Consider the following 21,074-nt stretch of genomic DNA (forward strand, 5'->3'; position numbering starts at 1 on the left):
TGGGCAGCCTAGCCTAACTACGTGCTGCGGTGGTCACCGCTGACCAGCAACGGCACGATGCTGCGGTGCGCGAAGGCCAGCAGATCGTCGTACGTCTCGAGTGCAGCGCCGGCTGCCGGAGTCAGCAGAATCGAATGTACGACGCGGACCACGATTTCCGGGGCGTCGGGTACTGCGAAACTGTCCGAGTCCAGCCCTCCCCGGGCGATCTGGGCGGCAGCGTCTATTGCGGACGCGAGCAGGGTCGACGCATTGGTCGTCAACTGTTCGAGTACCAGCGCACTCTCGGAGTCGAACATCTTGAGCAGGACGGGGTTGGTTCGCACCGACTCGATCGTCGTCGCGAATCCGTGTGCGGCACGATCCGCCCGTGACGATTGTTCGGCCGCCGCTGCCGCCACCGCGACGAACAGTCTCGTCGACTCACGGGCCATGACCGCCCGTACCAGCTCGTCCTTGGATCCGATGCGGCGATAAACAGTCACCCGGTTGATCTTGGCGCGCTTGGCCACGTCCCCGATGGTCGTTCTGGGGATGCCGACCTCGCCGAACAACTCCAACGCGGCATCAAGGATCGGCCCGTCGTCACCGTCTGGATGCATCGTCCGATCTTAACGGCACCCTCGATGACTGAATGCAACATTGCAACACCATCTGTTGCTATGTAGCATCACCGCATCAGCATTTCGACGAATGGAGCTCGAATGTCTCGTGACAGAGCGATCGACCCGAACGCGCGCCACCTGGACGAGTCCTACGCGATCGTGGCTCGCGCGGTGACGTTCAACTGGACCGGCGTTCCGCTGCAGTACATTCCGCACGAGTGGTACGCCACGCACTTCTGGAACGTCATGCATCTGGTTTTGCCCGAGGGCGAACGGGCGATGGCCGACGTGTTCGCCCTCGCGCTTCCGTACATCGACGACCGCAGACTGCACGAGGAGGTCGTCGGATTCGTCGGACAAGAAGCCACGCACGCGTCCTCCCACGAGAGCTTTCGTACGTACCTCGTCGCGCACGGCGTCGACATCGAGCCGATCCTGCAGCGCATTCGATTCGCGGTGGGCGTGGTGTTCGGCGATCACGGCCTCACCGGCCGCGCGGGCAAAGCGTGGCTGAACGAGCGCCTCGGGATCTACGCCGCAGCCGAACATTTCACCGCAGTAGTGGGCGAATGGCTTTTGGACAACACCGAATTCGATCGCCTCGGTGTCGATCCGACGATGCTGGACCTGCTTCGCTGGCACGGGGCCGAGGAACTCGAACACCGCAACGTTGCCTTCGACGCATTCCAGTACGTCGACGGGGGTGCGTTTCGCCGCGCCCGCACCGCGGTGATAGCCAGCGCGGGGTTGGCCGTGCTCTGGTTCAGCACCGCCGCGTACCTGTACAAGAACTCGGAGGCCACTCCGCGCACCGGGAAGCGCCGACTTCGCACCCCCTGGCCTCTCGCCTTCGCACGAGCATCCCGCAAGCAACTGATACCGGGCCTGTCGTTTCTGTTCGTCCAACTCGCCCTGTACATCCGACCGGGTTTTCACCCATCCAAGATGGGCGACATCGACAAGGCCGTGCGATACCTGGCGACGTCACCCGCGGCACTGGCGGCACAGCAGTGACCACCGAAACAGCCCCGAGACACAGCCATCTGGGTGAGATCACGGTGACCGACCCCGGCCGTGGTCTCCGAGCCATCGCTGCGGCGTCTCGGGTGTACGCAAGACTGGTCACCGACTCGTCCGTCGTCACCGCCCTCTCCCCGGCGCGACCGCGCCGATGCGTCGGCTACGAATTCGAGACGACCATCGACGAGATCGTCGACGAGGCCGAGGACGTGCGCTCACTTCTACTGCGTCGCAGCGACGGAAGCGCATTGCCGACCTGGTTGCCCGGTGCACACATCGACGTGACCACACCGGCAGGCTCGGTTCGGCAGTATTCGCTCGCAGGTCGGCCGGCAGGAGGAGATCGATATCGCATCGGTGTCCGCAGGATCCCCGGCGGCACGGCCTCCACCGAGATACACGGTCTCGTTCCAGAAGACACCCTCCGAGTCCGCGGACCCCGCAACGCATTTCCCATGGCCGCCGCCGAGCACTACTTGTTCGTCGCGGCCGGCATCGGCATCACGCCCATTCGGTCCATGATCGAGCGAGCCGTCGCCGACCGCACACGGTGGACCCTCTACTACCACGGGAGATCTCGCGCGAGCCTGCCGTTCGTCGCCGAACTGCAGCATCTGGCGCTCACCTCCCGCGGTCACGTGATCATCAAAACCGATGACGTGGACGGACTTCCGAGTCCCTCGGACATCGTCGATCTCGGGACGGGATCCTCGGCCCTGTACGTCTGCGGCCCCGCGGCACTCTCGCGCCGGCTGCGCGAGCAGGCCGCCCGAAGTACCGCGGTTCGAGAGTTCCACACCGAGCTGTTCGCGCCCGCCCCCGTGGTCGACGGCCGTCCGTTCGTGCTGAAGCTCGCACGGTCCGGCGACACCGTCGAAGTCGGTGCACAGGAGACCGCCCTCGACGCCCTCCGACGAGTCCGTCCCGATCAGCCGTTCTCGTGCCGCCAAGGTTTCTGCGGTGCCTGCGTCGTCGGCCTCACCGGCGGACGCATCGACCATCGCGATCGCGTGCTGAGCAGCACCGAACGCGAGAACTCACTCACCCTGTGCGTGTCACGCGCCGCGGTCGACGGCGACGTCGTCGTTCTCGATCTGTAGAAGGAGCCACACATCATGACCGACAACGACTCTGCCGCGGCGCACATCGACGTCGCCATCATCGGTGCCGGCTTCGGCGGTCTCGGAGCTGGAATACGGCTCGAACAGGAAGGCCGCGGCGACTTTCTGATCTTCGAGCGTGACAGCGCGGTCGGCGGGACGTGGCACGTGAACACCTATCCCGGCGCCCAGTGCGATATTCCCTCGGCGCTGTATTCGTTCTCGTTCGCACCCAACCCGGACTGGACCCGCCTGTATCCGCTGCAGCCCGAGATCGAGCAGTACCTCAACGACTGCACCGACCGGTTCGGTATCCGGGATCGAATCCGCTTCGGACACGAGGTGCTCGACGCGACGTGGGACGACGCCAGGGAGCGTTGGATCGTGCGAACGAGCGGCGGAACATGGACTTCTCGGATTCTGATCGGAGCCCTCGGCCCGTTCAGTGAACCCGCCACTCCCAGTATCGACGGTCTGGACTCGTTCGCGGGCAGCATCTTTCACTCGGCTCGGTGGAACCACGAGCATTCGGTCGAGGGTAAGCGTCTCGCCGTCATCGGCACCGGCGCATCGGCGGTACAGTTCGTACCCCGACTCGCTCCGTCGGCCGCACATCTGACGCTTTTTCAACGCACGCCCACGTGGATCCTTCCCCACCCGGACCGTCCCATCTCCGAGTCCGGCAGATCCGCGCTCAGGAAGTTTCCGGCGGCTCAGCGCGCCATGCGTCGTACGTTCGATCTGTTCCAGGAAGCTCTGGTACCCGGCCTGATTCGGCACCGCGCCCTGCTGACGCCGTTGACCGCACTGGGCCGGGCTCACCTACGCAGACAGGTGAAGGATCCCGTACTCCGCGAGAAGCTCACTCCCACCTACACATTCGGCTGCAAGCGGCCGACGTTCTCGAACAAGTTCTACCCCGCCCTGTGCCGCGACAACGTCACCGTCGAGACCACCGCCATCTCCCGCGTCGTGCCCGAGGGCGTCGTCACGACCGACGGAACGGTCCACGAGGTCGACACCATCGTTCTCGGAACAGGTTTCACCGTCGCCGGGCATTCGGGCTTTCGGCGCATCGTCGGTCGAGGCGGACGGTCGTTGGCGCAGACCTGGCCCGACGGAGAGATGTCGTCGTATCGAGGGACGACGGTGCACGGCTTTCCGAACTTCTTCATGGTGCTCGGCCCCAATTCGGTGGTGTACACCTCGCAGGTCGTCACCATCGAAGCACAGGTGAACTACGTTCTCGCAGCACTGCGGGCGATGGACGACAAGCGCTTGGCCGCAATCGACGTCACCCGCACTGCACAAACGGAATTCGCGGACTACACGGACGAACGGTTGGCCGGTTCGGTGTGGAACTCGGGTGGGTGCAGCAGCTACTACCTGAGCCCATCGGGCCGCAACGTCACCTACTGGCCGGGTTCGGTACGCAACTTCACCCGTCGTATGTCGGCCATCGAACTCGACCACTATTCCTGCCGCAGTGCCACTGTCGATGTGCCGGGCACACTCGCCGTCACCAAGGAGTCGGTATGAAGAACCACATGGACCTCACCGGCAAGGTCGCACTGGTGACCGGCGGCGCACGCGGCATCGGTGCCGCGACCGTAGCAAAACTGGTGACCGCCGGTGCGTCCGTGGCAGTGGTGGATCGAGATTTCCCGACCGACGCGGCTGGTGCTGCACGGGTGTTGCTGTTGACCGGGGACGTCACGGATCCGGAGGCGATGACGGAGTGCGTGCAGGCGACGGTGCGCGCCTTCGGCGGGATCGACATCGTGATCGCCAACGCCGGCATCACACCGCCGCCTGCCACCATCAGGACCGTCGACCGCGCGGTGTTCGACTCCGTCATGGCGGTCAACTTCGGCGGTGTGCTCACCATCGTCCGCGCCGCGGCGGACGAGATCGTGACCAGTGGTGGACACATTTTGCTCGTATCGTCCTGTGCTGCATTCACTCCCGGCATGGGCGGGTCTGCCTACATGGTCAGTAAGGCAGCCGTGGAACAACTGGGCCGCGCGCTACGCATCGAACTCGCCGCGGTCGGTGCATCGGCCGGTCTGGCGTACTTCGGGGTGGTCGACACCGATCTGGCGCGCCACACCCTCGACAACGATCCGATGGGGCAGCGGATCGGTGCATTTCTCCCCTGGCCGTTGAGCCGTCGACTCCCATCCCCACAGGCGGCGGACCTCCTGGTCGACGCGATCCGTACGCGTCGAGCACGGCTGATCGCCCCCGCAGTGTGGGCACCGTACTTCTGGTTCCGTGGGATCCTCAACCCGATCCTGGAGTGGAAGCTACTGCGTGACAACGCAGTCGGCGATATCATCCGCGACCTCGAACACAGCCGGGCGCGCTGACACCCGCACGGGCCCGTTACGCGTCGACGCTCGGAACCGCGTCCAACGGAGGCAGGGTTCGCGAACACAGCTCGCGCGCATCCGCGTCGGACATTCCGAGGGCGAGCAGCACGCTGTGCGCCATGTTGTCGACGGCATCGACGTCGCTTCGTTCCGGCTGTTCGAGCAGTAGTTGCCCCATGCCCAGCAGTGCCCCCGCTGCCAGGGCCAGAGCCAGCTGGGTGTCCTGCACGCGGAAATGCCCGCTCAGTACTCCGGCTTCGATGTCACGCGAGGCCCGCGGACCGAGACCGTGCTTCGAGGTGATCAACTCCGGCCCGGAATGGATGAGTACTCGGCTCAGATCCGGTTGTTGCCGGAACAGTCGGCCGGCGATGCGGAACGACCGGGTGAACGCTTCTGCGGGATCGTCCTCGTCGTTGCTCAACGAGTCCAGGTAGATGCCCAACAGCTCGAGGGCACCGTCGACTGCAGCCTGGAACAGCTGCTCTCGGCTCTCGAAATGGTTGTAGAACGAACCCATGCCGACGTCTGCGGCCTGAGTGATCTCGGCAATCGGCACGTGCAATTCGCCGCGGGCTATGAAGCTCTGCGCGGCAGAGATCAGGGCACCGCGCGTGCGCGCTTTGCGTCGCTCGAGGCGGTTCGGGGTTTCGGTCATGGTCCCTACTCCTGAGTGCATTTGTCGCCGACTTGACCCTTCCTCACCGCTGACGAATTTGTCAACACTCTTGACTGACCGATTAGTCATAGGTGACGATAGTGTCACCAACGAGGGAGGGCTGATGGGACACGACGTCGACGGCCACAAGAACATGCATGTGGATCAGGGCGCGCTTCCAGGCGAACACCCGGGAAAAGCCGCCGACCCGATCATCAAGGTGCGCGACATCGCGTGGCTCGAGTTCCGCAAACCCGACCTGGCCAAGGCCGAGGCATTCGCGGTGGCGTTCGGTTTCACCGTCTCACTGCGCACGTCCGAGGAGATTCACCTGCGCGGCACGCACGTCGGGTCGCCGTGCGTGATCATCCGACGCGGCAGACGAACGCGGTTCGTCGGCGCGGCGTTCGCTGCCGCCGAGGACGCCGACGTCGTCCGCCTCGCCGATGCCACCGGGCAGCAGGTGCACCGGCTACCCGACACACTCGGCGGCATCGCCGTCACTCTGACCGATCCGGGCGGACAGCCTGTGCAGATCGTGTCGGGCTACACCGAACATCCCGAACTCCCGGGCCAGGACGCGCACACCTACAACTTCGGCGATCCACGCAACCGGATCAACGCCACCCAGAGGCCCCCGCGTCAGCCTGCGCGCGTCCAACGGCTCGGGCACGTGGTGCTGCAGCGAGTGGACTATCTGGAGAATCTGAACTGGTACCTGCACCACCTGGGTCTGATCGTCAGCGATTTCCTCTACTACGACGGCCAACGCGACCGTGGACCGGTGATGAGCTTCATCCGCTGCGATCGGGGCAGCATCCCGTCCGATCACCACACGCTCGCGATGACTCTCGGCCCGTCGAATCGCTACGTGCACTCGGCGTACCAGGTGACCGACATCGACGCCATCGCCGCCGGTGGCGAATTCCTCACCGAGCGTGGGTACAAGCACTCCTGGGGCATCGGCAGACACATCCAGGGCAGTCAGATCTTCGACTACTGGCGTGATCCCGACGGTTTCCTGGTAGAGCATTTCAGCGACGGCGACATGTTCGACAGCTCGCTCGAACCCGGCTGGGCACCGATGACGGCATCCGGCCTCGCCCAGTGGGGCCCACCGGCATCGAAGGACTTTCTCGGTATCGCCCCGAGCAAAGCCTCTCTGCACGAGCTCAAATCGATCCTGTCCTCCCTACGCACCGACAACGAGTTCGACACCGAACGCCTTCGCGGCCTGATGAAAGTGGCTTCCTCATGAGCATCGCTGTACTACGCACCGCCGACGCCTGGTGGGTCGAGACCCCGGCCGGGGCGTCGCGCATCGACACGTCGGCAACCACGACCGCCGAGCTTCTCGCCGATCGCGCCGCTGTGGACGCAGCGCGTACCGGCACCGATGTGGTTGCAGTGGAGACGCTTTCGCTCGTCTCCCCGGTCACCGCACCATGCCGGGTAGTGGCGAACATGACCAATTTCGTCTCACACGTCAAGGACTCGGGTATGAACCCCGACACGGTGCCACTGACGTTCTTTCGGAAGACGTCCGGTTCGATCAGCGGCCCCACCGACGACATCGTCAAGCCGACGCACGTGAAACTCCTCGACTACGAAATCGAGATCGGCCTGGTATTCGGCAAGACGCTGACCGTCGGCACCAAGATCGACGCCAGCAACGTGGCCGAGTACGTCGCCGGACTCGTCATCACCAACGACGTGTCTGCGCGAGACGTCCAACTACCGAAAACCCAGTTCTACGAGGGCAAGTCGTACCCCACGTTCACGCCGGTCGGCCCACGACTGCTCCTTCTCGAGGCCGGAGAATTCGACCGGTTCGGCGAGCTGACTCTGACACTGCGCGTCAACGGGACTGTGCGACAGGACAGTACCGTGGCCGACATGATTTACCGGCCGGTCGAATCGCTGAAGGCGCTGAGCAATTTCCAGCGGCTCGACGCGGGCGATCTGCTGCTCACCGGCACTCCCGGTGGTACTGCGCTGAAGGCTCCGGCCAAGCCGATCGAGATGATCGGATCTCTGATCCCGCCGGCGCTCAAGTGGAAGGTGTTCTTCAAGAAGCAGGCCAAGAATCCCGACTTCCTGCAGGACGGCGACGTTCTCGAACTGACGTGCTCCACCCCCGACGGATCCCTCGACCTGGGAGTGCAGCGCACCCGGGTCTCTTACCGATGACCGAACGCGAATCCGACGGCACGCACCACCCGGTGGTCATCGTCGGATCCGGCCCGACGGGCATGACGGCCGCTCTGCTGTTGGCGCAGTACGGCATCCCCTGCCTGGTGCTCGATCGCTGGGCCGACGTCTATCCGCAGCCGCGCGCAGTACATCTCGACGACGAGGTGTACCGAATTCTGCACGACATCGGTGTCGCGGAGGATTTCGCCGGCATCTCACGTCCCGGCCGCGGGCTGCGACTGTGCACCAAAGATCTGCGCACCCTGGCCGAGTTCGAGCGCGATCCCGACGACAGACCGCACGGCTACCCCCAGGCGAACATGTTCGATCAACCGGACCTCGAGCGCCTCATGCGCACGCACGTCGCCCGATACGACACGATCGAGATGCGCGGCGGGTGCGAGATCACCGACGTGCAGAACCTGAAAGATGCCGCCCGAGTTTCGTACACATCCACCGAGGACGGAACCCCACACTGGGTGACCGCGGATTACGTACTGGGCTGCGACGGTGCCAACAGCATCGTGCGCCGGTCTATCGGGTCGAAGATGGAGGACCTCGGGTTCGCGCAACGGTGGTTGGTGATCGATATCGCCACCGATGCCGAACTCGATCAGTGGGACGGCGTTCACCAGGTGTGCGACTCCGAACGATCCGCCACGTACATGCGGATCGGCTCCACCCGCTACCGCTGGGAATTTCGGATGCTCGACGGCGAAACCCTCGACGAGTTCGAGGATCTCGCCGCCGTCCGGCCGCTCATTGCGCCGTGGCTGCGGCACGTCGACGACCCGTCGATGGAGCTGATTCGGAGCGCCGAGTACACATTTCGGGCGCAGGTGGCCGATAGCTGGCGAGATCGACGCGTGTTCGTCCTCGGCGACGCGGCGCACTTGACTCCACCCTTCATCGGGCAGGGAATGGGCGCGGGTCTGCGTGATGCGCGCAACCTGGTCTGGAAAATCGTCGGAGCCCTGGACGGCCACGTCTCCGATTCGGCACTCGACAGTTACGAAATCGAGCGAAAGGCCCATGCGACAGCCATGATTCGCCTGGCCGTCGCCATGGGCTGGGCGATGACCGGCGGCAGTCGACTGACAGGAATTCTGCGCACCACGCTCGCACCGGCTCTCGGCCACCTGCCCCTCATCGGAGCGAAGGTGTCCGACAGCGCCACTCCTCCGCTCACCCGTTCCGATTTCGTCCAGCGTCCGACCACGCAGATCCGTTCGGTGGTAGGCGCGCTGTGCCCCAACAGCTCCCTGGACAACGGCGCCCGACTGGACAGCATCGCGCCGGGACAGTTTCTCTTCGTCTCGACGACCCCGTTGACCGTCGAACAGCGACGCGAGGTCGATCGTCGTGGCGCTGTCGTCGTCGAGGTCGCGGCCTCCTCCGAGCTCGGACTGTGGTTGCGGCGCGGTCACGCGGTAGCGGCTGTCGTACGACCGGACCGAACCGTCATGGCGGCGGGTAAGTCGGTGCCGGCCTTGCACACCCGAGTTCCGAGCACCAGGTTGCGAAGAATCGATCGAACCACTCCCACGGCGGCAGTAGCCACCCCGAGAACCGGAAGCACCGCAACGAAGAGGCGTAGATGAACACCGCACTTGTCACCGGAGCCACGTCCGGTATCGGCCAAGCCGTCGCCGAACTACTGCTCGCTCGCGGCTACCGCGTCATCGGCACGAGCCGCAGTTGTTCCACCGTGGTCGACCCCATCCCCGGGGTCGAGTACCGAGATCTCGATTTGACCGACCCGGCCTCCATCCGGACGTTCGTCGACGGACTTGCCGACGTGGAGATCGATGTTCTGATCAACAATGCGGGCGAAAGCCAGTGCGGCCCCGTCGAGGAACTCCCGATCGAGGCGGTCACCCGGCTGTTCCAGCTCAACGTGTTCGGTGCCGTCGAGCTCATGCAAGCCGTACTGCCGGGGATGCGCGAACGCCGTCGGGGCAAGGTCGTCAACATCGGCTCGATGCTGGCCAGCTTCCCGTTGGCCTATCGCTCGTCGTACGCCGCGACCAAGGCAGCGATCAAGGGCTTCTCGACGGCGGCCCGCTTCGAGCTCGCGCCCTACGGGGTGGACATCACCACCGTCGAACCCGGCTCCATCGCCACCGGACTCTCCGCCCGCCGCACCAAGTACTGCGGACCGCATTCGCCGTACCTCCGCGACTTCACAACGGTGATCTCGCACCTCGACGCCAAAGAGGCACAGGGTATCTCCGCGGACACCGTGGCCGAAACGGTCCTGAAAGCCGTCGAGGACAAGAAGACTCGACCCCTCTATGCCGTCGGCAGCAACGCTCCCGCGGTGTTCATGGCGCAGCGACTGCTGCCGCGCACCGTGCTCGAAAAGTTCACCGCCCGGGCGTACGGACTGCCCACCAAGCGACCGGTGACCTAACGGAACAGCCCTGCGACGAACGGGATCGTGTCGGCCTGTGATTGCACGAGCGCTCCGCTGTGATCGGCGTCGTAGGGCCGGAAGGTGACCGGCTGACCGTTGGCAGTGAGCCTGGCGACGTACGCGGCGGTCGTCGGGAACGGGACATCGGTGTCCCGCAGTCCGTGGCCCATGAAGAACGGCTTGTCGAAGCCGGCCTCGGGCATGGCCATGTAGTCGTCGAGAACTGCGGTGAAATTCGGCAGGCTGGCCAGCGGCGCAGTGAAGAAATCACCGACCTTCACACCCTCGAGCTGCTCCTCGAGGTCCGCGACACAGGCCGTCTCGGCAAGATCAGCGTACTTCTTTCCGACGGGAGTGAGGATATTGTCCAGGCCCAGCTCCGGGTGCGAATAGCGAAGAGCCGCACCGATGTACGCGACGTACGCGGTCAGACCGGCCGGGAGCGCCACCGGCGGCATCCCCGGTCCACCGATCGAGACGAGCTTCTCGATGTATGCGGGAGTTCCGGTGCCCACTGCGCCGCGATAGTCCAGATCCGGTCCACCGAATTCGGTCGCGTAGCGCGCGGTGTAGATCGCTGCGCCGCCGCCCTGAGACTGACCGACCGTCACCCACTTGCGCGAGAGTTGATCGCTGTAGTTGCGGCCTGCCTTCACCATATCGACCACGTTGTGCGCCGTGGTCCGCCCGTCCAGATATGCCTGCAATCCTTCGGTGCCGAGGCCGGCATAGTCACTGGCCACAACGGCGTATCCCTGCGCGAGCCAGTTGCCGAGGTACGGCAGATCTCGTTCGGCCAGCGCCGGTCCCGCAACCGAGGGCGCACACGAGTCACCGAGCCCGGAGGTGCCGTGAGCCCACGAGATCACCGGCCAACCGCCCTCGGGCGCAGTGCCCTGCGGGAGGAAGACGGTGCCGGTGCTCAGGGCCTTCTCGCCGAACGTATCGGTGGTGACGTAGGTGAGCACCTCGGCCGAGGACGAACCGGGGATCCAGAATTCCTGCGGTAGAGCGCGACTGGAGACGACGTCGCCGATGCTCTGGGTGATCGTCGGCGCTGCGGAGGCCGGGGCGGTCAGCAGGCCAGAAGCCATGCTCGACGCCAGCGCCGTAACTACTGCAAGGGCACCGATCCGACGACGAGCGATCACTGGGTCTCCGTTGCGTTCGAGTGTGCGCCACCGCGTTCGTCGATGCGCGCCACCTTGTAATACACGACCGCGCCGATCCAGACAACGAAAAACGTGCCGACGACGAGTTGGCCCGCGAGGTTGAGGTCGATGACGGCCAGTGCGTCCCACAGGCCACCGGTCAGCTCGAACTGCTCGGCAAGCAGCGTCAGCAGCTGGACCGTCCCGATCACCAACGCAACGAAGACCGACAGGCCCGTCATCGTCATGTTGTAGTAGATCTTGCGGACCGGAGTGACGAACGCCCAGCCGTACGCCTTGGACATGAAGATGCCGTCGATCGTGTCCATCGTGGTCATGCCCGCGGCGAACAGGACCGGAAGCGCGATGATCGCCATCGGTGGGAGTCCGCCGGCGATAGCGGTGGTGCCGGCGATCGCGAGTAGACCGACCTGAGTCGCGGTGTCGAAACCGAGTCCGAACAGCAAGCCGAGCGGGTACATCTGCCACGAATGGTTGATCATCTTGTCGTAGCGGCCCCGGAACAGTCGATTCATCAAGCCGCGCTTGGCCAACAGCTCGTCGAGCCCGGCCTCGGTGACGTCACCGCGTTTTGCGCGCCGCCAGACTCCGACGATGCCGGCGAGGACCGCGATGTTCAGCGCGGCGATGAGGTACAGGAAGGTTCCCGACACCAACGTGCCGATGATGCCGCCGACCCCGGCGAACGCGTCCTGAAACGCCGTCGCCTGCGACGCGACGAAGGCAATCGCAGCGACGAAGACGAACACGACCGTCGAATGCCCGAGCGAGAAGAACAGCCCGACGGCCAACGGCCGCTTGCCCTTCTGCAGCAGGAAGCGGGTGGTGTCGTCGATGGCGGCGATGTGATCGGCGTCGAACGCATGCCTGAGACCGAGGGTGTACGCCAGCACGCCGGCTCCTGCGTAGACAAGAGTGCCGTCGGCTCCGGTGAGGCCGTGGATGCTGGGAATCGAGTCGTAGTGGGTGAACAGCCCCCAACCGATCACATGCAGAGCGGCGATGAAGCCGGCCATCGCCAGCAGTCGCGGCACCTCGTCACGAGTGAATCGACTCTGCCGTCGGCCGATCTCGACGGGCGAAAGTTGGGTCGTCATAGTGATCATTGTCGCCGATTTAGGCGGTTTGCTCTTCCTGTGCGCGGCGCAGAGGTGACCTCAGCGCCCACTATTCGTATCTGCAGGCGGAATCCCGCTTACGTAGTCGAATTGTGGGCGCTGAGGTCAGTGCAATACCCCCAATGCCGCCAATGCCATTGCTCGAAGCACCGGTCGAGCATTGCGCGACGGCGTGCGGCCCGCGCTGTAGGGCGTGGAGTTGATGAGTCCGAACACTGCGTGCGCCGTGGTGCGCGCATCGGATTCGTTCAATTCCGGGTCGACGGCACACAAGGTCGACACCCACAGCTCCACGTACTCGCGCTGCATGCGGCGCACCTTGCGGCGAGCACCCTCAGGGAGGCTCTGCAGGTCGCGATCCTGAATCCGAATGAAAGCCGGTGTCTCGAAGGCGAAGTCGAGGTGGAAGTCCACCAGGGCCGACACCGTCTCCTCATCGACCTTCCGCGAGCCGACCACCTCGCGACCGCCGTCGAGCAGATACTCCGAGATTCCGACCATCAGTTCGACGAGCACCGCCTCCTTGTTCGGGAAGTGGCGATAGACGGCCGGTCCACTGATGCCGACGGCTGCACCCAGATCCTCGAGCCGCACCGACGCGAACCCGCGTTCGGCGAACAGCGATGCCGCGGCATCGAGCAGTTGCTGCCGACGTTCGGCTTTGCGTTGCTCACGCACAGTGGCCGGCTTGACCTCGATCTCCTGCACTGTCACCCCCTCGAACCTGGACTCTCGGTTAATCGTAGTTTACTATCATGTCAGTTATCAACCATTAACTGAACCCTGTGTGACACCGACGTCCAACCCCTGAAGGCGTGCATCTCATGGCGATCGATACCGCTGCCAACCGCGCAGATCATCAGCTACTCACGCAGCAGCTCTCCCAGAAGCTCGCCGTGGCAGCACTCGGCGGTAGCGAGAAGTCCCGGGAACGGCACATCGCCCGCGGCAAGCTGCTCCCCCGCGACCGCGTCGACGAACTCCTGGATCCGGGTAGCCCGTTCCTCGAGATCGCACCGCTGGCGGCCAACGGCCTGTACGACGACGAGTGCCCCGGGGCAGGCGTGATCGCAGGCATCGGTCGCGTGGCCGGTCGAGAGTGCATCATCATTGCCAACGACGCCACCGTCAAAGGCGGCACGTACTACCCGATGACGGTGAAGAAGCATCTGCGCGCGCAGGAGATCGCCCTGCAGAACACACTGCCGTGCATCTACCTCGTCGACTCCGGTGGCGCATTCCTGCCGCGTCAGGACGAGGTATTTCCTGACCGCGACCACTTCGGACGCATCTTCTTCAACCAGGCGACGATGAGCGCCAAGGGAATTGCGCAGATCGCCGCCGTGATGGGCTCCTGCACCGCGGGCGGGGCATACGTGCCTGCAATGAGCGACGAGGCCATCATCGTCAAGAATCAGGGAACCATCTTCCTCGGCGGCCCGCCCCTGGTGAAAGCTGCGACCGGCGAGGTCGTCACCGCCGAGGAACTCGGTGGCGGAGACCTGCACTCGAAGGTCTCCGGAGTCACCGACCATCTGGCAGACGACGACCGCGACGCATTGCGCCGCGCCCGGAAGATCGTCTCCACCCTCGGGCCCCGCACGCCGCGGCCATGGGATGTCGTTCCCACCCGCGACCCGATCGTCGACCAGAGCGAGATCTACGACGTAGTCCCCACCGACCCACGCACCCCGTACGACGTGCGAGAGGTGATCACCCGGGTGGTCGACGCAGGCGAATTCGACGAGTTCAAAGCCGAATACGGCAAGACACTCGTCACCGGATTCGCCCGCCTCCACGGCCATCCCGTCGGGATCATCGCCAACAACGGTGTGCTGTTCGCCGAATCTGCGATGAAGGGCGCGCATTTCATCGAACTCTGCGACAAGCGCAGCATCCCACTGGTGTTCTTGCAGAACATCACCGGCTTCATGGTCGGCCGAGACTACGAAGCCGGCGGCATCGCCAAGCACGGCGCGAAGATGGTCACCGCAGTGGCCTGCGCCCGCGTTCCGAAGATCACCGTCGTCATCGGCGGCTCGTACGGTGCAGGCAACTACTCCATGTGCGGCAGAGCGTATTCCCCGCGTTTCCTGTTCATGTGGCCGAACGCGCGAATCTCGGTGATGGGCGGCGAACAGGCCGCGTCCGTCCTTGCCACCGTCCGAGGTGACCAATTGGATGCGTCGGGTAATCCGTGGTCGGAGCAAGACCAGGAGGCCTTCAAAGCTCCGATTCGTGACCAGTACGAAAGTCAGGGCAACCCCTACTATTCGACGGCCCGGCTGTGGGATGACGGCATCATCGACCCCGCCGACACCAGAACTGTTCTTGGACTGGCACTCTCGGCGTGCGCCAATGCGCCGCTCGAGCCGGTCTCCTACGGCGTTTTCCGGATGTGAGAGAGATGACCACGATGTTGGACACCATTCTGATCGCCAACCGCGGTGAGATCGCGGTACGCGTCGCTCGAACGTTGCGCCGCATGGGCATTCGGACCGTCGCCGTCTACAGCGATGCGGACGCCGACGCCCGGCACGTCCGCGAGGCCGATACCGCGGTACGACTCGGCCCCGCCAGCGCACGCGAGAGCTACCTCGACATCGACAAGGTGATCGCCGCCGCGAAAGCCACCGGCGCACAGGGAATTCACCCCGGCTACGGATTCCTCTCGGAGAACTCCCACTTCGCTGCGGCCTGCGTCGAAGCCGGAATCGCCTTCCTCGGACCGCCGGAGAAGGCCATCGAGGTGATGGGCGACAAGATCGCCGCCAAGGCCGCGGTCAGCGCCTTCGGTGTCCCGGTTGTACCCGGCATCTCCCGACCGGGACTGTCCGACGAGGACCTGATCGCCGGTGCACCCGACGTCGGATTCCCTGTCCTGGTCAAACCGTCCGCAGGTGGCGGCGGCAAGGGCATGCGTCTGGTCGAGCGCGCCGAGGATCTGCCTGCCGCGCTGGCCAGTGCCCGCCGCGAGGCGGCCTCCTCGTTCGGCGACGGCACGCTGTTCCTCGAGCGATTCGTGTTGCGGCCCCGGCACATCGAGGTGCAGATCCTCGCCGACGGTCACGGCAACGTCATCCACCTCGGTGAGCGTGAATGCAGCCTGCAGCGACGCCATCAGAAGGTCATCGAAGAAGCGCCGTCCCCACTGCTCGACGCGCAGACCCGAGCGCGTATCGGCGAGGCTGCCTGCAACACCGCTCGCAGCGTCGACTACTCCGGTGCCGGCACCGTCGAGTTCATCGTCTCCGCCGACCATCCCGACGACTTCTTCTTCATGGAGATGAACACTCGACTCCAGGTGGAACACCCGGTGACCGAGATGGTGACCGGCATCGACCTCGTGGAGTGGCAGGTCAGGATCGCCGCCGGCGAGCCACTGACGCTGAGTCAGCACGATATTCGACTGACCGGACACGCCATCGAAGCCCGCGTCTACGCCGAGGATCCCGGCCGCGAGTTCCTCCCGACCGGCGGCACCGTCGTCGGGTTGCGCGAGCCCACCGGCACGGGCATCCGCGTCGACTCCGGTCTCGCCGTCGGCACCGAGGTGGGCAGCAATTACGACCCCATGCTCTCGAAGGTCATCGCGCACGGCCCCGATCGCACTACAGCGCTGCGCAGCCTGGATCGCGCGCTGGCCGATACCTCGGTACTCGGCGTCGTCACCAACATCGAATTCGCTCGATTCCTGCTAGCTGACAACGAGGTCCGTGCCGGCAATCTCGACACCGGCCTACTGGACCGCCGCGTCGAGGATTTCGTTGCCGCCGACGCCCCGGACGAGGCGATGATCGCCGCAGCCACCGTCGCCTGGCTCGACACGTGGCAGGAGGCGGGCCAGGACATCTGGGGAACGCCGTCGGGATGGCGGGTGGGAGCGCACGCACCGTTCCAGCTCCGGCTGACGTCCGGCACTCGAACCGCGCACGTGTCCATCACCGGGACACTCGATGCGGCGACGGTCGTCGTCGACGACGAAGAACCGCGCCGACTGCGAGCCTCCGCTATCGAGGATTCCATCGACCTCGTTCTCGACGATCGACGCGAGTCGATGACCGTAGCCCTAAACGAATCGTCCACCTGGGTATCCAGCTCACGCGGCACCTGGCGAATCGCTCGAATCGCCGAACCCAATGTGCGCGAGGACGACACGCAGTCCGGCGACGCAGAGATCCTCTCGCCGATGCCGGGTTCGATCATCGCGATCGGAACGACCTCCGGCAGCGCCGTCACCGCAGGCACGGCCATCGTCGTCGTCGAGGCGATGAAGATGGAACACACCTTGACCACGCCCATCGACGGCACCGTCGAACTCACAGTCGCAGTAGGAGATCAGGTCCGCGTCGACCAGGTCCTCGCCCGCATCGTTCCCACCGACACCGAAGAGGACAAGTCATGACCGAACATCTGTCGTCGTCCAATCTGCCCGACGAATACCAGCAGCTGGTCAAATCCGTGGCGGACTTCACCCGCACCGTCGTCGCGCCGGTCTCGGCGAAACACGATGCCGAGCACTCCTTTCCGTACGAGGTGGTCGCAGGGATGGCCGAGATGGGCCTGTTCGGTCTGCCCTTCCCCGAGGAGTACGGCGGCATGGGCGGAGACTACTTCGCCCTGTGCCTGGCACTCGAAGAGCTCGGCAAGGTCGATCAGAGCGTCGCGATGACACTTGAGGCAGGCGTCTCGCTCGGAGCCATGCCCGTCTACCGTTTCGGCAACGACGAGCAGAAGCAGCAGTGGCTGCCCAAGCTCACTGCAGGCAAGGCACTGGCTGCCTTCGGGTTGACCGAGCCGGGTGCCGGTAGCGACGCGGGCGGCACCAAGACCACCGCCAAGCGCGACGGCGGTGACTGGATCATCAACGGCAGCAAGCAGTTCATCACCAACTCCGGCACCGACATCACCGAACTCGTGACCGTCACCGCTGTGACCGGCGTCGACGAGACAACAGGACGCAAGCAGATCTCGTCGATCCTGGTGCCCACCGACACGCCCGGGTTCGTGGCCGAAGCGGCGTACAACAAGGTCGGCTGGAATGCCTCGGACACACACCCGCTCAGCTTCACCGATGTACGAGTCCCACAGGAGAACCTGCTCGGCCAGGAAGGCCGCGGATACGCGAACTTCCTGCACATCCTCGACGAGGGCCGGATCGCGATCGCTGCCGTATCGGTCGGTGCGGCTCAGGGTTGCGTCGACGAGAGCGTCAAGTACGCCAAGGAGCGCGAGGCATTCGGTGCTCCGATCGCGCGCAATCAGGCGATCTCGTTCAAGATCGCCCGCATGGAAGCACGCGCACACACCGCGCGGACGGCGTACTACGACGCGGCGGCACTGATGTTGGCGGGCAAGCCTTTCAAGAAGGCCGCGTCCATCGCCAAGCTCGTGGCCTCCGAGGCTGCGATGGACAACGCCCGCGACGCGACGCAGATTCACGGCGGCTACGGATTCATGAACGAGTACGTCGTCGCCCGTCACTACCGCGACAGCAAGATCCTCGAAATCGGTGAAGGCACCACCGAGGTTCAGCTGATGCTCATCGCCCGGAGCTTGGGGCTATGAGCGACAAGCGCATTCGGCAACGCGGCCTGTGGTTCGAGGAGATGGAGCTCGGTACCGTCTACGAGCATCGCCCCGGCCGCACCATAACCGAGGCCGACAACACATCGTTCACCACGCAGACGATGAACACCCAGGCCCTGCATCTCGATGCCGCCTACAGTGAGACAACATCTTTCGGTCAACGACTGGTGAATTCGATGTTCACCGTGTCCACCCTCGTCGGATTGTCGGTGACGCAGCTGACCCAGGGCACGATTGTCGCCAACCTCGGCTTCTCCGAGGTCTCCTTCCCGAAGCCGCTGTTTCACGGCGACACCCTCTACGCGGAGACGGTGATCTCGGACAAGCGCGAATCCAAGTCCCGCCCCGGCGAGGGAATCGTGACGTTCACCCACACCGGTCGAAATCAGCACGGTGACGTCGTCGCGATCGCCGTCCGCAAGACTCTCGTCCGGATGCGGCCCGAGGACGACGCGTCGTGACCTGGATTCCCCCTGGCCCGGCGTGGCTGTTCTGTCCCGCTGATCGACCCGAGCGATACGAGAAGGCAGCGGCCCGAGCCGATGTCGTCATTCTGGATCTCGAGGACGCTGTCGGTGCCGCGGACAAAGCCGGCGCTCGCGAGTCCGTGGTGTCGACACCGCTGGACCCGTCGCGCACCATCGTTCGAGTCAACGCGCACGGCACCGAAGACCAGGCTGCCGACCTCGACGCGTTGCAGCGCACCGAGTACACGACCGTCATGTTGCCCAAGTGTGAATCTGCCGGTCAGATAACAGCTCTGGCATCACTGAATGTCGTCGCACTGATCGAATCCCCGCTCGGCGCGATGACGGTGTTCGACGCACTCGCAGCCGACAATGCCATCGGTGCCATGTGGGGTGCCGAGGATCTGGTCGCTGCGATGGGCGGGAATTCGAGTCGACTGGGCGACGGCCGCTACCGCGATGTCGCACAGCATGTTCGATCGCAGACATTGCTGGCCGCCAAGGCGCGGGGACTGTTCGCGTTGGATTCGGTCTACCTCGACATCCCCGATCTCGACGGGGTGCGCGCCGAGGCCGACGACGCTGTGGCCGTGGGCTTCGACGGCAAAGTGGCCATCCACCCCAGTCACATCCCCGTCATTCGCGAGGCCTACGCTCCCACGCCTGACGAGATCGAATGGGCCACAGCCGTACTCGACGCCGTCGAGCACAATCGCGGGGTGTTCGCCTTCCGAGGTCAGATGGTGGACGCACCGGTGCTGGCCCATGCTCGACGCATCGTCGCCCGCCGACCGATGTAGTTGCAGACGCCGATTAACGGCAGGCGCTGTACGGTGGCTGTACCAGCATCGGCACGGAAGGCGCAGCAATGACGGCGAAGGACCCCGCCCTGACGGCGCTGGCCCAGAACTGGCTGGCGTTGTCGGTCCTGCACGGTCGCATCGAGAGCCGTATCGAGAAGGCTCTGCAGGCCGGCCACAACCTCAGCGCTCGCGAGTATTGGCTGCTCGACGTCCTGGCACGTCAGCACGACGGCGTGGGCGGACACCTGCAGATGAAGCAGGTGGCCGACGCCGTCGTACTGAGCCAGAGTGCGACGACCCGCCTGGTCACCCGCCTAGAGGACCGCGGGCTACTCACCCGTTATCTCTGCCCCACCGACCGCCGAGGCATCTACACCGACGTCAGCGACGAAGGCCTGGCTCTGCTCGAGGCAGCGCGGCCGACCAACGACGCGGCCCTGCGTGAGGCCCTCGACGACGCAGCACGTGAACCGGATCTCGTCCCCCTCGTCGACGCCGTCCGCCGATCCGAGAACTGACGTCAATCCAGCTGTTCGACGACCGTCCGAGTCGTATCGGCGACAAGGGCGTTCATGGCCGGTGAGTCCTCCGCACCCGACGTCGTAGCACTGAGGACGACGAGCAGAATCTTCTTACCTTCGGGTCCGAGCACCAGGCCCGCGTCGTTGGAGACACCGTAGCTACCGGTTCCGGTCTTGTCGGCCGACGTCCACTGAGGGGGAATGCCCGCGCGGAAGCGGGCCGTGGAGGTTTGTGTGCCGGCCATCCAGTCCAGCAACTGCTCTCGTGATGCCTGCGTCAGTGCGTCGCCGTCGAGCAGGGTCCGATAGCCGGCGGCCATCGAGTTCGGAGTGGTGGTATCCCGAGGGTCGTCGGGGATGGCCGTATTCAACTCCGGCTCGATGCGATCGAGGCGGAATTCGGTGTCGCCGAGCGATCGCGCGAAGTCGGTGAGCGCCGCTGTGCCACCTGCTTCACGTATCAGCAGGTTGCCGGATGTGTTGTCGCTCTTCGTCAACGCAGCGGAGGCGAGATCTGCGATGGTGACGACCGAGCCGGGTGCCCAATCGACGGCCGACTCGGGCACCTTGTCCTCTGCGGCGATTGTTCTGGTGTCGGTGAGCTGCAGCCTGCCTGCGTCGACGGCAGCGAGTACGGCACCGACGGCATACACCTTGAACGTCGAGCAGAACGCGAAACGTTCGTCACCGCGATAACTCTGGATGGATCCGGACGTGAGATCGAGTGCGCTGACGCCGAGCCGAGCGCTGTCCCTCGCCTCGAGCTGAGAATATGGCTGTTCGGCCACAGCCTGATCGGTCGCGGTCCGAGATGTACTCGCTGCGGATTGCGGTGGTTCGGTAGTGGCCGTCGAGGAGCACGCGACGCCTGCCGTCAACGTTGCCGCCGCGATCACGGTGATCAGTCGGGTGGATGTCGAGGTACGCATGGGGTCATGCGATCACAGAACCTGGGTACGTAGCTACTGGCCCCTCGGCCTTCCATTCCGCTTTCGGCCCAGCAGTAACGGAGAGCTCCATCGAGCTCGAACGAGCCGCCC

20 protein-coding genes are annotated in these 21,074 nt (G+C 64.8%); 14 read left to right on the top strand and 6 right to left on the bottom strand.

What is annotated here, in order from left to right:
- Nucleotides 1–17 precede the first annotated feature (17 nt).
- Nucleotides 18–602, bottom strand: coding sequence for a TetR/AcrR family transcriptional regulator (locus tag CH281_RS09345; protein ID WP_032385878.1), 585 nt, complete (start codon nucleotides 600–602; stop codon nucleotides 18–20).
- A gap of 102 nt (nucleotides 603–704) precedes the next feature.
- Here CH281_RS09345 and CH281_RS09350 point away from each other — a divergent pair, with 102 nt between their 5' ends.
- Genes CH281_RS09350 through CH281_RS09365 form a run of 4 tightly spaced genes read left to right on the top strand, consistent with a single transcriptional unit; the run spans nucleotide 705 to nucleotide 5,094 of the window.
- A complete protein-coding gene (locus tag CH281_RS09350) occupies nucleotides 705–1,619 on the top strand; it encodes a metal-dependent hydrolase (RefSeq protein ID WP_032385877.1) in 915 nt (304 codons plus the stop codon).
- Nucleotides 1,616–2,725: a PDR/VanB family oxidoreductase gene (locus CH281_RS09355; protein ID WP_256983422.1), complete on the top strand. Its 1,110-nt coding sequence runs from the start codon at nucleotides 1,616–1,618 to the stop codon at nucleotides 2,723–2,725. Before CH281_RS09350 ends, CH281_RS09355 begins: the two co-directional genes overlap by 4 nt.
- A 15-nt stretch (nucleotides 2,726–2,740) precedes the next feature.
- On the top strand, nucleotides 2,741–4,264 hold the full coding sequence (locus tag CH281_RS09360; RefSeq protein ID WP_094693883.1) for a flavin-containing monooxygenase: 1,524 nt from the start codon (nucleotides 2,741–2,743) through the stop codon (nucleotides 4,262–4,264).
- On the top strand, nucleotides 4,261–5,094 hold the full coding sequence (locus tag CH281_RS09365) for an SDR family NAD(P)-dependent oxidoreductase (protein WP_094693885.1): 834 nt from the start codon (nucleotides 4,261–4,263) through the stop codon (nucleotides 5,092–5,094). The genes CH281_RS09360 and CH281_RS09365 overlap by 4 nt, the downstream gene beginning before the upstream one ends.
- Before the next feature lie 16 nt (nucleotides 5,095–5,110).
- On the opposite strand, the gene CH281_RS09370 is transcribed toward CH281_RS09365, so the two are convergent.
- Nucleotides 5,111–5,755 carry a TetR/AcrR family transcriptional regulator gene (locus CH281_RS09370; protein WP_094693887.1) on the bottom strand — a complete coding sequence of 215 codons (645 nt, stop codon included), beginning with the start codon at nucleotides 5,753–5,755 and terminating at the stop codon, nucleotides 5,111–5,113.
- 124 nt (nucleotides 5,756–5,879) lie between these two features.
- Here CH281_RS09370 and CH281_RS09375 point away from each other — a divergent pair, with 124 nt between their 5' ends.
- The 4 genes from CH281_RS09375 to CH281_RS09390 are packed head-to-tail and all read left to right on the top strand — an operon-like array spanning nucleotide 5,880 to nucleotide 10,361.
- On the top strand, nucleotides 5,880–7,013 hold the full coding sequence (locus CH281_RS09375; RefSeq protein ID WP_032368715.1) for a VOC family protein: 1,134 nt from the start codon (nucleotides 5,880–5,882) through the stop codon (nucleotides 7,011–7,013).
- Nucleotides 7,010–7,945: a fumarylacetoacetate hydrolase family protein gene (locus CH281_RS09380; RefSeq protein ID WP_032367881.1), complete on the top strand. Its 936-nt coding sequence runs from the start codon at nucleotides 7,010–7,012 to the stop codon at nucleotides 7,943–7,945. The genes CH281_RS09375 and CH281_RS09380 overlap by 4 nt, the downstream gene beginning before the upstream one ends.
- Nucleotides 7,942–9,549 carry a bifunctional 3-(3-hydroxy-phenyl)propionate/3-hydroxycinnamic acid hydroxylase MhpA gene (gene mhpA, locus CH281_RS09385; RefSeq protein ID WP_094693889.1) on the top strand — a complete coding sequence of 536 codons (1,608 nt, stop codon included), beginning with the start codon at nucleotides 7,942–7,944 and terminating at the stop codon, nucleotides 9,547–9,549. The genes CH281_RS09380 and mhpA overlap by 4 nt, the downstream gene beginning before the upstream one ends.
- The gene (locus tag CH281_RS09390; protein ID WP_094693891.1) at nucleotides 9,546–10,361 is read left to right on the top strand and encodes an SDR family oxidoreductase; all 816 of its coding nucleotides are present in this window, start codon (nucleotides 9,546–9,548) and stop codon (nucleotides 10,359–10,361) included. Before mhpA ends, CH281_RS09390 begins: the two co-directional genes overlap by 4 nt.
- On the opposite strand, the gene CH281_RS09395 is transcribed toward CH281_RS09390, so the two are convergent.
- The 3 genes from CH281_RS09395 to CH281_RS09405 all read right to left on the bottom strand — a co-directional run bounded on the left by CH281_RS09395 (nucleotide 10,358) and on the right by CH281_RS09405 (nucleotide 13,368).
- Nucleotides 10,358–11,458 (bottom strand): alpha/beta hydrolase family protein, encoded by a 1,101-nt coding sequence (locus CH281_RS09395; RefSeq protein ID WP_143544785.1) that lies wholly within the window; start codon nucleotides 11,456–11,458, stop codon nucleotides 10,358–10,360. The genes CH281_RS09390 and CH281_RS09395 overlap by 4 nt on opposite strands.
- 53 nt (nucleotides 11,459–11,511) lie before the next feature.
- A complete protein-coding gene (locus tag CH281_RS09400; RefSeq protein ID WP_051365299.1) occupies nucleotides 11,512–12,633 on the bottom strand; it encodes a HoxN/HupN/NixA family nickel/cobalt transporter in 1,122 nt (373 codons plus the stop codon).
- A gap of 126 nt (nucleotides 12,634–12,759) precedes the next feature.
- Entirely contained in the window at nucleotides 12,760–13,368 is a 609-nt protein-coding gene (locus CH281_RS09405; RefSeq protein WP_094693895.1) for an SACE_7040 family transcriptional regulator, read from the bottom strand.
- 110 nt (nucleotides 13,369–13,478) lie between these two features.
- Between CH281_RS09405 and CH281_RS09410 the strand changes: the two genes are divergently transcribed.
- The 6 genes from CH281_RS09410 to CH281_RS09435 all read left to right on the top strand — a co-directional run bounded on the left by CH281_RS09410 (nucleotide 13,479) and on the right by CH281_RS09435 (nucleotide 20,031).
- A complete protein-coding gene (locus CH281_RS09410; RefSeq protein ID WP_094693897.1) occupies nucleotides 13,479–15,056 on the top strand; it encodes a carboxyl transferase domain-containing protein in 1,578 nt (525 codons plus the stop codon).
- Between the two features lie 5 nt (nucleotides 15,057–15,061).
- On the top strand, nucleotides 15,062–17,059 hold the full coding sequence (locus CH281_RS09415; protein WP_094694018.1) for an acetyl/propionyl/methylcrotonyl-CoA carboxylase subunit alpha: 1,998 nt from the start codon (nucleotides 15,062–15,064) through the stop codon (nucleotides 17,057–17,059).
- On the top strand, nucleotides 17,056–18,222 hold the full coding sequence (locus CH281_RS09420) for an acyl-CoA dehydrogenase family protein (RefSeq protein WP_027494717.1): 1,167 nt from the start codon (nucleotides 17,056–17,058) through the stop codon (nucleotides 18,220–18,222). The genes CH281_RS09415 and CH281_RS09420 overlap by 4 nt, the downstream gene beginning before the upstream one ends.
- Nucleotides 18,219–18,704: a MaoC family dehydratase gene (locus tag CH281_RS09425; protein WP_027494718.1), complete on the top strand. Its 486-nt coding sequence runs from the start codon at nucleotides 18,219–18,221 to the stop codon at nucleotides 18,702–18,704. Before CH281_RS09420 ends, CH281_RS09425 begins: the two co-directional genes overlap by 4 nt.
- Nucleotides 18,701–19,510 carry an HpcH/HpaI aldolase/citrate lyase family protein gene (locus CH281_RS09430; protein ID WP_032368720.1) on the top strand — a complete coding sequence of 270 codons (810 nt, stop codon included), beginning with the start codon at nucleotides 18,701–18,703 and terminating at the stop codon, nucleotides 19,508–19,510. Before CH281_RS09425 ends, CH281_RS09430 begins: the two co-directional genes overlap by 4 nt.
- A 68-nt stretch (nucleotides 19,511–19,578) precedes the next feature.
- Nucleotides 19,579–20,031, top strand: a complete 453-nt coding sequence (locus tag CH281_RS09435; RefSeq protein WP_094693899.1) for a MarR family winged helix-turn-helix transcriptional regulator — start codon at nucleotides 19,579–19,581, stop codon at nucleotides 20,029–20,031.
- Nucleotides 20,032–20,033: 2 nt separating this feature from the next.
- Here the strand turns inward: CH281_RS09435 and bla are convergent, their stop codons facing one another.
- A complete protein-coding gene (gene bla, locus CH281_RS09440) occupies nucleotides 20,034–20,963 on the bottom strand; it encodes a class A beta-lactamase (RefSeq protein ID WP_094693901.1) in 930 nt (309 codons plus the stop codon).
- Nucleotides 20,964–21,074: the final 111 nt, after the last annotated feature.

The organism is Rhodococcus sp. 06-221-2, assembly GCF_002258365.1.
GTDB classification, from domain to species: Bacteria; Actinomycetota; Actinomycetes; order Mycobacteriales; family Mycobacteriaceae; genus Rhodococcoides; species Rhodococcoides fascians.